Genomic DNA, 10,700 nt, shown 5'->3' on the forward strand with positions numbered 1-10,700 from the left:
ATGCCAGTAAACGAGGAACATCGCACCAGCCGCCCCGTCCGCATGGTTTTTACCAGCCGTGCAGGCGGGGCGTCTGCATATCCATATGAGTCTTTCAATCTTGGCGGGCACGTCGGCGACGAACCAGCCAACGTCACGGCCAACCGCGAGCGCCTCCTGCGCGTGACCGGGCTCGAGAATATCGTGTGGATGGAACAGCTTCACACCAATGCGGTCACCGTCATCGATGGCCCGCACGAGTCCCCAGTGCCGGCAACGGATGCGATTGTGACCACGCAACGCCGGCTTGGCCTTGGCGTCCTCGTCGCGGATTGCACGCCTGTGCTGCTTGTCGATGTCCCCGCCGGCGTCATCGCCGCCGTCCACGCCGGCCGGCTCGGCGCCCGCAACGGCATCGTGGTCAATACCGTGCGCGAGATGCAGAAACTCGGCGCTCAGCCGGAGCGAATCCAAGTGGTCATGGGCCCTGCCGCATCCGGGAAAAACTACGAGGTGCCAGAAGATATGGCCAACGATGTCGAACGGCGCCTTCCCGGTTCGAAATGTAGGACCGAAAAGGGGACGTGGGGCATCGACGTGCGCGCGGGGCTTATCCGTCAATTGATGGGCCTGGGTATTACTAATATCGATTCGGATCCGCGCTGCACCATTGAGGACACGGATTTCTTTTCTTATCGCCGCGAAGGAACCACTGGCCGCCAGGCCGGTGTGATTTGGTTGGAGGCTAATCATGAGTAACCGGAAACAAGAACTGGCAGATAATCTCGCCGCAACGAGGGAACACATCAGCGCCATTGCAGCTGAGCATGACCGACCGGCACCGCAGCTATTGGTCGTGACCAAGTTCCATCCCGCAGAGGATATTGCCCTTCTAGCGGAGCTCGGGGTAGAGGACGTGGCGGAAAACCGCGAGCAAGAAGCCCGGGCAAAGGTGCAGGAGCTAGACCAGCTGCGTTTTCACATGATTGGCCAGATTCAAACCAAGAAGGCCAACCACGTCGCGCGGTGGGCCGCCAGCGTGCATTCTGTGGATTCGGTGAAGCTGGCCAAGGCACTGGACCGCGGCGTGGGCCTCGCGCACGAGCGCGGTGAGCGAGACACTAACCTTCCGGTATTTATTCAGGTCTCCGCCGATGGCGATACCTCGCGCGGGGGAGTAATCCGCGAGGAACTGGATGAGGTGATCGAGGCGGTCGAGGGGGCGGATCACCTAGAATTCGCCGGGCTCATGGTGGTTCCTCCCCTTGATGCCGATGCGCAGGAGGTATTTACTACAGTGCGCGCAGACGTGGATCGCCGCTCCGAACGCCTTGGCCGGCAGCTCAAACTCTCGGCCGGGATGAGCGCGGATATGGATGCGGCGATTGCTGCGGGCACCGATATTGTGCGTGTCGGAACCAGCATCATGGGAAAGCGCCCAGTAGGTTAAAAATATCGCAAAAGCGCATTTCACAGCGTAAATCACATGAGTCACATCATTCACATTTACGCGCTTGAACTTGAACAAATTTAGGTCAGAGGGAGACCCAAAAATGTCATTCATTGATAGGACGAAGAATTTCTTCGGGCTTGGTCCGATGGATTTCGAAGAAGACGACGCCTACTACAACGACGAGCCGCGTTACGCGGGCAACGGAGCGGCCACTTCTGCGGCCTACGCCCCGCGCCGCGCCCCGCAGGCCTATGAGTCGAATCCGGCGCCGGCGCCCGTCGAGGAAAAGTTCGTCCCGACTATCGTGGCAATTTCCCTGACCTCGTTCAACGATGCCGCCAAGGTGGGCGAGCCCTTCCGCGATGGCGATGCAGTGGTCTTTGAACTTACCGATGCCGAGCGCGGCACCGCTAAGCGCTTCATCGACTTCGCAGCCGGCCTCTGCTTCGGCCTGGAAGGCCGCATGCTCAACCTGTCGAAGGGCATGGACACCCAGCGCAAGGTATTCGCCGTCGTGCCGAAATCCGCCGATATCGCTAAACCTGAACTGGAGCGCGCCGCCGGTCTGCGCTAGGAGCGCGGGCTAGCTACAACGACGCACATCCCATTAACCCCCGTACGGCGCGCAATGCGCATGTGCGGGGGACTATTCGATAGGCTGAGTAATCGTGACTGACATTGGAATTATCCTCATCTTTCTGGTGAAGGTTTATACATGGGTACTGATCGCCCGGATTATTATCGAGATGATCCAATCCTTCTCGCGGCAATTCAATCCCCCGCGCTGGTTCATGATCATCGCTGAACCCCTTTTCGCCATCACGGACCCACCGGTCAAAGCGCTGCGCCGGGTTATTCCTCCGCTGCAGATGGGTGGAATCGCGCTGGACGTTTCCGTCTTGGTGCTATTTTTTATCCTCTCGTTCCTGACAATTTTCCTGCGGGCCATTTTCTTGTAGGACAACCCCGCATCACCCCGTAACCTGTGGTAGACATTGAGAGGTGGTAGACATTGAGAGTCAGCGTTACGTCCATTATTGTGGACTTTCGGTTACAATAAAATGCGATAACCCGTATTATGAACCACATATAACTTTGTGGGGAAGGTTTAGATAAACTGGAACCGCAGCTCCTAAGGCCCTGGAACCTCCGGGGTTGTATCAACTCGAAGGGGAAGACAAGTCATGCCACTGTCACCAGCTGATGTACACAACGTCGCGTTCAGCAAGCCGCCGATTGGCAAGCGTGGCTACAACGAGGATGAGGTAGATCAGTTCCTCGACCTCGTTGAGGATGCCCTTGCCCAATTGCAGGATGAAAATGAAGACCTGCAGGCGCAGGTGAGCGATCTTAGCTCCGGGTCCAAGGCCGGCGGAGCAGGGGCTGGTGCCGCAGCCGCCGCAACCTCTGGCGCAGATGAAGAAGCTCTGCGTAAGGAGATTGAGGCCAAGCTGCGCGCTGAGTATGAAACCAAGTTGGCAGATTCCAAGTCCGAGGTCTCTCGCGCCAAGGAAGAAACCAAGAAGGCCCAGGAGCAGGTCAAGGCCGCCCAGGCCGAGGCCGCAAAGGCCAAGGAGAGCGGTGCCGATGCCCCGGCAGCTGGCGTCACCGCCGCCGCTAATACCGCCGAGCTCAAGGCGGCTCGCGATGAGGCTGCTAAGGCTAAGAAGGAAGCCGAGGAGGCTCGCACCGAGGCCAAGCAGGCCAAGAAGGAGCTGGAGTCTTCCCAGCGCGAGAACGAGAGCCTGAAGAAGTCCGCTTCCGCCGCTGGCTCCTCGAACTCGGCTGCCTCCAACGCCGCAGCGGCCGCTGCAGGTACTGGTGTAGCACAGGGCGCAGACGGCCTGGCTACCCCTGATACGCACATGCAGGCAGCCCGCGTGCTGGGCTTGGCCCAGGAGATGGCGGACCGCCTGACCTCTGAGGCTCGCGCCGAGTCTGAGTCCATGCTGTCTGAGGCCCGCACGGCTGCAGAAAAGCAGCTTTCCGATGCTGACTCTCGTTCCAAGGCACAGCTTGCCGAGGCGCAGAAGAAGTACGACACTCAGGTGCAGGACGCAGAAACCCGCTCCAAGAAGCTGGTTTCTGAGGCAGAGTCCAAGGCTCAGCAGACCGAGTCCGATGCTTCCTCCCGTGCCGAGGCCCAGATTCGCCAGGCAGAGGAGAAGGCCGCATCGCTGCAGGCCGATGCCGAGAAGAAGCACACCGAAGTGATGAACACGGTCAAGCAGCAGCAGACTGCTTTGGAGGCACGCATCTCCGAGCTGCGCACCTTCGAGCGCGAGTACCGCACCCGCTTGAAGACCCTCCTCGAGTCCCAGCTGGAAGAGCTCGAGACCCGCGGAACCGCCGCACCAAACGGCGATGCCGGCAAGAACTAAGTAGCCGGTTGGCAGTAACTAAGCCAAAATAGTTACCCATAGCGCCCACGCCTCTAGGGGAGTGGGCGCTATTGTGGTTTTATCCACCTCGCTATGATTGTTCCCATAGCTACTTTTAACCCCTCTGAGAGGAACTGACATGCTCGTCGCTGCCCTTGTCCTTGCCCTTGTGGCCTTCGTGGCTTTGGTGACGTATGTCTTAAATACCGCCGATTGGGCGTTGTACCTCGTCTTTATCGCAGCGGGCTCCGGCATCGTGTTGTTTATTATCGATTGGGCGCGCAAGTACCGTGCGGATAATAATGCCCTTGAAGAAGACTTGTCCCAAGGCTGGAAGCAGAACTAGGGCTCCTCATTGCTCAAATCTGTCTAGGGCCGCTTAGTTTCGGTGTGGTTTGGTTGATTCGGTCGAAGTGAGCGGCCAGAAAGAATCTCCATGCATTTACGGCATGCCAAAGTAGGCGCACGCCTGCGCCTCAACTGGCTGGGGGCCAAGCGCCGTTTCCAGGCGCCCTAAACGCACCACGCGTGATCATTCGCAACATCTGAGGATTAAAAGATCGCGGTTTCCTCGGATCCGGCCTCGGACTCCTCTTTGGTTTCCCTGGCGGGTCCCCAGCCGGAATTCCAGGCGGGAAGCCGTCACGAGGTCCCGGATAACTTCTGTCTAATCCGGGGGTTCCCACCGGATGGTCCCATTCCTGCGGACGAGGTGTCCGCGCAGTGGTGGGGCATTGGGGTCATCGTCGTTGACCCCGTTGTGGTAGGCGCAGGCTGTGGATAAGTTACCTATGTTGGTCAATCCACCGTGCAACCACGGCTCCATATGATGAATCTGACATTCGTCAGCGGGCTTATTGCACCGCGGCCACGGGCAGATTGGGTTTTCTGCCGCGGCCATCAGGCGTTGTTTCGCATTGGCGAAGCGCTCCGTGCGGTACAGGTTCACCGCTCCCTCATAGGGACTAATGAGGGTAATCAGCCCGCGTTCCTTCAGCGCGCGCTCGAGGTACTCGGCGCCGGTAAGAGTAGCGCCATTGGTCATTTGGAGCTGGATTTCCTCGCCATCGCCGTTGATGATGCGCACGTAGTCATCCAGGTTGACCAGGACGTTGGTCATCACCGTGGTCTTTACGGCGGAGCCGCCGCCGAAAAAGGTCTGTTCCACCGCCTCTAGCGGTTTCTTGTCGCTCTCTTTTAGCGCGGCATGAAGATCCGCAATAAGCGAGGAACGCGCATCGATGGCCAGGGTCCACGGCGCGTTCTTGCGGCGAATGATGCGCACCCCAGGCTTAACCTTCTTCTTTTTCGCAGGTAGCTTAGATTTTGCCAGTTTTTCTAGGTCCCCGGTGCTTGCGTTGGTGGTGCAGAGCTGCTCGCGGAGAAGCCAGGCATCGAAAAGCGTGGGCATCTTGCGGGCATACTTTTCGATGATGGACAACGCCACAATGGAATGGCCATTGCGCCGGGCACCGTCCATGGCGCGCCGGCGCCGGCCGGTGAATTTGGTGTTTCCGCAATAAGCCTCTTTGAGCAGGATAAGCTCCCGTGCCGTGTGCTCCGGCGCACCATGCGCCCGCAGATCGTCCTCAGACAGGCCAGCGCACCCGGCGACGATATCCATCCCCGGGGTCATAGCTGCTAAGTAATTCTCGAGCGCGGTCATGCTTCATAATCTATGGCCGCGCGCAACCGCGTACAACAGGAAAATTTCTACCTGTGGATAACTTTTGTGCACAGCGTTCGTGTGGCGCTATACTGGCGGGCACAAGCGATGATCCGGCCATCACCGGGGGAGCAATTCAGAAGAACGGCCATAAGGCTCAGTAGAACTGAACGGGTGGGACCGTTATCTCCTTCACCGAAACGAAGCGGAGCTTTTAGCTCAAGCAGGGTGGTACCGCGAGCCATTGGCCCGTCCCTGCATCAAGTTATAGCGTGAAGGAAGATAATGGTGAAAAAGATTTACCCCAAGGTCGATATGACCGGCGGCTCGAGCCGTTTCCCGGATATGGAAGAAGAAGTCCAGAAGTACTGGAAGCAGGACGATACGTTCCAGGCTTCTTTGGAAAAGACCAAGGACTGCCCCGAATACATCTTTTATGACGGCCCTCCCTTTGCCAATGGCCTGCCGCACTACGGCCACCTGCTGACCGGTTACGTTAAGGACATCGTGCCGCGTTACCGCACGATGGCCGGAAATTACGTCCCCCGCGTCTTTGGCTGGGATACCCACGGCTTGCCCGCGGAGCTGGAAGCGGAAAAGCAGCTCGGGATCACCGATAAAGCCCAGATCGAGGACATGGGCCTGGACAAGTTCAACGAGTACTGCGCTAAGTCGGTGCTGGAATACACCGATGAGTGGGAAGATTACGTCAACCGCCAGGCGCGCTGGGTGGACTTTGATAATGGCTACAAGACCATGGATATCAACTTCATGGAATCGGTCATGTGGGCCTTCAAGGAGCTGTATGACAAGGGCCTGATCTACAAGGGTTTCCGCGTTTTGCCGTATTCCTGGGCGGAGCACACCTCCTTGTCCAACCAGGAAACGCGCTTGGATGATTCCTATAAGATGCGCCAGGACCCTACATTGACGGTGACCTTCCCGGTCGCAGGCGCTCGCGAGGGCACCGCGGCGGAAAAGACGTTGGCGGATTACCCCGCGCTTGCCGATGCCTCCTTCCTCGCCTGGACCACCACCCCCTGGACCTTGCCGTCCAACGAGGCGCTGGCGGTTCACCCGGAGGTCTCTTACGCACTGTTTAAGGCCACCGACGGCGAGTTCGCCGGCCGCACGTTCATCATGGCCGAAAACCTGCTGGGCACCCTGGAAAAGGAACTAGGTGAGGCCGAGGTGCTAGACACCTTCACTGGCGCGCAGCTCGAGGGCTTTAAGTATGAGCCGATCTTCGGCTTCTTCCCAGACTTGCGTAATGCCTACCAGGTGCTATTGGCAGACTACGTCACCACCGAAGACGGTACGGGTGTTGTCCACCAGTCACCTGCCTTTGGTGAAGACGATATGAATACCACCAACGAGTATGACATCGAGTTGGTGGTCCCGGTGGATGAGGACGGTAAGTTCACCTCCCAGGTCCCGCCGTACGAGGGCCAGCTGGTCTTCGATGCGAATAAATCCATCATCAAGGATCTCAAGGCCGCTGGGCGAGTGGTGCGCCACGTGACCATCGAGCACTCCTACCCACACTCTTGGCGCTCGGGCGAGCCGCTTATCTACATGGCGCTGCCCGCTTGGTTTGTGAAGGTCACCGAATTCCGTGATCGCATGGTGGAGCTCAACCACAACGAGATCGAGTGGTTGCCAGGGCACATCCGCGATGGCCAATTTGGCAAGTGGCTGGAAGGTGCCCGCGACTGGAATATCTCGCGCACCCGCTACTGGGGCGCGCCCATCCCGGTGTGGATGTCCGATAATGACGAGTACCCGCGCATGGACGTCTACGGCTCTTTGGATGAGCTGGAGAGGGACTTCGGCAAGCGCCCGGAGTCGCTGCACCGCCCGCACATTGATGAGCTGACCCGCCCCAACCCGGACGATCCCACCGGTAAATCCACCATGCGCCGCGTGCCGGACGTGCTGGACTGCTGGTTCGAATCCGGTTCCATGCCGTTTGCGCAAAAGCACTACCCGTTTGAAAACAAGGAGTGGTTTGAAACTCACTCGCCGGCGGACTTCATCGTGGAGTACTCCGGGCAAACCCGCGGCTGGTTCTACCTGCTGCACGTGCTGTCCACCGCGCTCTTTGACCGCCCAGCGTTCAAGAAGGTCGTGGCCCACGGTATCGTCTTGGGCAACGACGGGCTTAAGATGTCCAAGTCCAAGGGTAACTACCCGGACGTCAACGAGGTCTTTGACCGCGACGGTTCCGATGCCATGCGCTGGTTCCTGATGTCCTCGCCCATTCTGCGCGGCGGCAACCTCATCGTCACCGAGCAGGGCATCCGCGAAGGCGTGCGCCAGGCGCTGCTCCCCATCTGGAATGCGTACACCTTCCTGCAGCTCTACGCCGAGCAGGACGCCAAGTTCGATACGAGTTCCACGCACGTGCTCGACCGCTACATCCTGGCTAAGACCCACGACCTTGTGGCGAATGTCGATGCCGCTCTGGCGGGGACCGATATCGCCACCGCTACCGAAGAGGTTCGCCTTTTCGCCGATGTGCTGACCAACTGGTACGTCCGTCGCTCCCGCGATCGCTTCTGGGGTGGCGAGGACTCCAACCCAGAGGCCTTCAACACCCTCTACACCGTTTTGGAGACCACTACGCGCGTGGTTGCCCCGCTGTTGCCGCACGTCGCCGAGGTCATCTACCGCGGCCTGACCGGTGAGCGCTCCGTCCACCTGGCGGACTTCCCGAAGGCCGAGGACTACCCCGCGGATGCGGACCTGGTGTCTGCCATGGACGCCACCCGCGCGGTGGCATCGGCTGCGTCCTCGGTGCGCAAGGCCAATAAGCTGCGCAACCGCCTGCCGCTGCCAAAGCTCACCGTGGCCTTCGCGGGCTCGCAGAGCCTGGCGGACTTCGCCGATATTATCCGCGACGAGGTCAACGTCAAAGAGGTTGAGCTTACTGATGATGTCGATTCCGTCGGCACCTTCCAGGTGGTCTGCAACGCCAAGGTTGCCGGCCCGCGCTTGGGCAAGGATGTCCAGCGCGCCATCAAGAACCTCAAGGCGGGCAACTACGAGCGCCGCGGCGATGAGGTCGTGGTAGACGGTGACATCGTTTTGAGTCCTGAGGAATACACCGAGCGTTTGCAAGCTGCGAACCCAGACTCCACCGCCCGCATCGAGGGCTTGGATGGCCTCGTCGTCCTGGATACCGAGGTCACCGAAGAGCTCGAGGCCGAAGGCTGGGCCGCCGATGTTATCCGCGGCCTGCAGGATGCCCGCAAGAACTCCGGCTTCGACGTATCTGACCGCATCTCCGTGGTCCTTTCCGTGCCCGAAGATAAGAAGGAGTGGGCGCAGCGCCACGCTGAGACCATCGCGGGCGAGGTGCTGGCAACGGAGTTCTCCGTGGTCACCGAGCCGCTTGCCGATGCCCACGATATCCTCATCGGAGTCACCGCCACCGTAGCCAAGAACTAAGAGCGTATAGCGCCAACCTGAAGCGGCCCGGCCGGATGCTATCTACAGCGTTCGGCCGGGCCGCTGCTTTTATCAGGGTTGCGCTGCATTTTCCTCTAAGCTCCGGAAGGATAGAAGGAATAGGGGAGTAGACTGGCGGCCGAATTCCCCGACGTGAGGAAGGTAGCCGTGACAGAGAGCGATTCTTTAACGCCCGCAGAAATTGTCCGCAGCGGCCGAGGAGTACTCGGCATTGAAGTCGGCTCGACGCGTATTAAAGCGTGCCTCATCGACAGCTCCGGACGGGTCATCGCAACCGGTTCTCATCGCTGGGAAAGCGACTATGTAGATGGCCACTGGAGCTACGCACTAGATGATGTGTGGGATGGTCTGCGTGCCGCCTACGCTGATTTGAACGCAGAGATACGTGAGCTCACGGGGGAAAGGCTCACCCGGCTAGCAGCTATTGGCATATCTGGGATGATGCATGGCTACTTGGCTTTCAATAAGTCCGCTGAACAGCTCGTGCCCTTTCGCACTTGGCGCGATACCTATACGGGCGAAGCCGCGAAGAAACTATCGGAACTCTTCGACGTTAATATTCCAATGCGCTGGTCCGTCGCCCATTTCTATCAGGCTTTGCTGGACGGCGAGCCACACGTTGGCGACGTCGATTTTCTGACAACCTTGTCCGGCTATATCCACTGGCAGTTAACGGGTAAGAAAGTTCTCGGCGTGGGGGATGCCTCTGGCATGTTTCCTATTGACCCTCAAACGGCGTCCTACGATGAGGCGGCGCTCGCGAAAATCCGCGGAGAAATTGGGCGAGACTTCGCAGAGTTATTGCCCGAGTCCTTGTCTGCGGGCGCGGACGCGGGTGCCCTTGAGCACCCAGAACTCCTGGATCCCAGCGGAGCGCTGCAGGCCGGCGCGGTGGCATGCCCGCCTGAAGGCGATGCTGGAACGGGCATGGTGGCCACGAATACCGTCAGCATCAATACGGGCAACGTGAGCGTGGGTACCTCGATTTTTGCAATGCTTGTTCACCAAAAGCCCTTGAGTAAGTCCTATCCCGAAATTGACCCGGTGACCACACCGACGGGTCTGCCAGTGTCGATGGTGCACTGTAATAACGGCGCGCAGGAAATTTCGGATTGGATCTCGCTGTTTAGCGATGTAGCAGTGGCGTTCGGCACCAAGAACATTGACCACATCGACGATGTATATACGGCCATTTTGACCGAGGCATTACGCGGTGAACCGGATGCCGGCGGGGTAGTGGTCTATCCCTACCGGGCCGGTGAACCGATTGCGGGTTTGATTGAAGGGCGTCCCATGGTGGCGCGGACACCCGATGCGAATTTCTCCCTTGCTAACCTCATGCGCGCCAACCTGTATAGCGTCTTTGCATCGCTGGCGCTGGGTATGCGCTTGCTAGAGCAGGAAGGTATTTCCGTGGACGTCGTCCAAGCTCACGGTGGGATTTTCCGCACGGTTGGCGTAGCGCAGCGCTTCCTGGCAGCCGCGTTGAAAACACCAGTGGCCGTGGCGCAGTCCGCTAGCGAAGGTGGTGCCTGGGGAATCGCGTTGCTGGCGAACTACATGGGCTCGGATAAAGACTTTGCGGATTACCTCAACGATGAGATTGCCAGCAGCAATAATACTGGGCGCGTCCGTCAGCCCGATCCGCGCGATGTCGCGGGCTTTGCTACCTACCTCGAGCGATTCATAGAGGGATTGTCCATGCAAGAAGGCGCAGTTTCAGCGTTGCCTACCTCCGTATCTCAAGAAG

The 10,700-nt window shown here is 59.0% G+C and carries 9 protein-coding genes; 8 read left to right on the forward strand and 1 reads right to left on the reverse strand.

The window, feature by feature from the left end; all coding sequences use genetic code 11:
* From pgeF to ABRP93_RS06325, 6 genes are all read left to right on the forward strand, one after another.
* Positions 1 to 738, forward strand: a complete 738-nt coding sequence (pgeF, locus tag ABRP93_RS06300; RefSeq protein WP_349887303.1) for a peptidoglycan editing factor PgeF — start codon at positions 1 to 3, stop codon at positions 736 to 738.
* Entirely contained in the window at positions 731 to 1,429 is a 699-nt protein-coding gene (locus ABRP93_RS06305; RefSeq protein ID WP_349887304.1) for a YggS family pyridoxal phosphate-dependent enzyme, read from the forward strand. Before pgeF ends, ABRP93_RS06305 begins: the two co-directional genes overlap by 8 nt.
* Before the next feature lie 103 nt (positions 1,430 to 1,532).
* Positions 1,533 to 2,006, forward strand: a complete 474-nt coding sequence (locus ABRP93_RS06310) for a cell division protein SepF (RefSeq protein WP_349852679.1) — start codon at positions 1,533 to 1,535, stop codon at positions 2,004 to 2,006.
* 94 nt (positions 2,007 to 2,100) lie between these two features.
* On the forward strand, positions 2,101 to 2,391 hold the full coding sequence (locus tag ABRP93_RS06315) for a YggT family protein (RefSeq protein ID WP_349887305.1): 291 nt from the start codon (positions 2,101 to 2,103) through the stop codon (positions 2,389 to 2,391).
* 225 nt (positions 2,392 to 2,616) lie between these two features.
* On the forward strand, positions 2,617 to 3,813 hold the full coding sequence (locus ABRP93_RS06320) for a DivIVA domain-containing protein (protein WP_349887307.1): 1,197 nt from the start codon (positions 2,617 to 2,619) through the stop codon (positions 3,811 to 3,813).
* A 139-nt stretch (positions 3,814 to 3,952) separates the two neighbouring features.
* Positions 3,953 to 4,159, forward strand: a complete 207-nt coding sequence (locus ABRP93_RS06325) for a zinc-binding dehydrogenase (RefSeq protein ID WP_284609075.1) — start codon at positions 3,953 to 3,955, stop codon at positions 4,157 to 4,159.
* A 321-nt stretch (positions 4,160 to 4,480) separates the two neighbouring features.
* Here ABRP93_RS06325 and ABRP93_RS06330 read toward each other — a convergent pair whose 3' ends face one another.
* Positions 4,481 to 5,479: an HNH endonuclease signature motif containing protein gene (locus ABRP93_RS06330; protein ID WP_349867379.1), complete on the reverse strand. Its 999-nt coding sequence runs from the start codon at positions 5,477 to 5,479 to the stop codon at positions 4,481 to 4,483.
* A gap of 285 nt (positions 5,480 to 5,764) precedes the next feature.
* Here ABRP93_RS06330 and ileS point away from each other — a divergent pair, with 285 nt between their 5' ends.
* Together ileS and ABRP93_RS06340 are read left to right on the forward strand one after the other, a co-directional pair.
* Entirely contained in the window at positions 5,765 to 8,929 is a 3,165-nt protein-coding gene (gene ileS, locus ABRP93_RS06335) for an isoleucine--tRNA ligase (RefSeq protein ID WP_349887308.1), read from the forward strand.
* Positions 8,930 to 9,097: 168 nt separating this feature from the next.
* Positions 9,098 to 10,700, forward strand: a 1,603-nt coding sequence (locus ABRP93_RS06340) for a xylulokinase (RefSeq protein ID WP_349887309.1), incomplete at its 3' end; no start/stop codon positions are given.

The sequence above is a fragment of the Corynebacterium sp. KPL2850 genome, from assembly GCF_040225855.1.
Lineage (GTDB): Bacteria > Actinomycetota > Actinomycetes > Mycobacteriales > Mycobacteriaceae > Corynebacterium.

Bases quoted from the DNA above. Each gene is read 5' to 3' on its own strand.
- pgeF (WP_349887303.1), top strand. From the start codon at position 1: ATGCCAGTAAACGAGGAACATCGCACCAGCCGCCCCGTCCGCATGGTT.
- ABRP93_RS06305 (WP_349887304.1), top strand. From the start codon at position 731: ATGAGTAACCGGAAACAAGAACTGGCAGATAATCTCGCCGCAACGAGG.
- ABRP93_RS06310 (WP_349852679.1), top strand. From the start codon at position 1,533: ATGTCATTCATTGATAGGACGAAGAATTTCTTCGGGCTTGGTCCGATG.
- ABRP93_RS06320 (WP_349887307.1), top strand. From the start codon at position 2,617: ATGCCACTGTCACCAGCTGATGTACACAACGTCGCGTTCAGCAAGCCG.
- ABRP93_RS06325 (WP_284609075.1), top strand. From the start codon at position 3,953: ATGCTCGTCGCTGCCCTTGTCCTTGCCCTTGTGGCCTTCGTGGCTTTG.
- ABRP93_RS06330 (WP_349867379.1), bottom strand. From the start codon at position 5,479: ATGACCGCGCTCGAGAATTACTTAGCAGCTATGACCCCGGGGATGGAT.
- ileS (WP_349887308.1), top strand. From the start codon at position 5,765: ATGGTGAAAAAGATTTACCCCAAGGTCGATATGACCGGCGGCTCGAGC.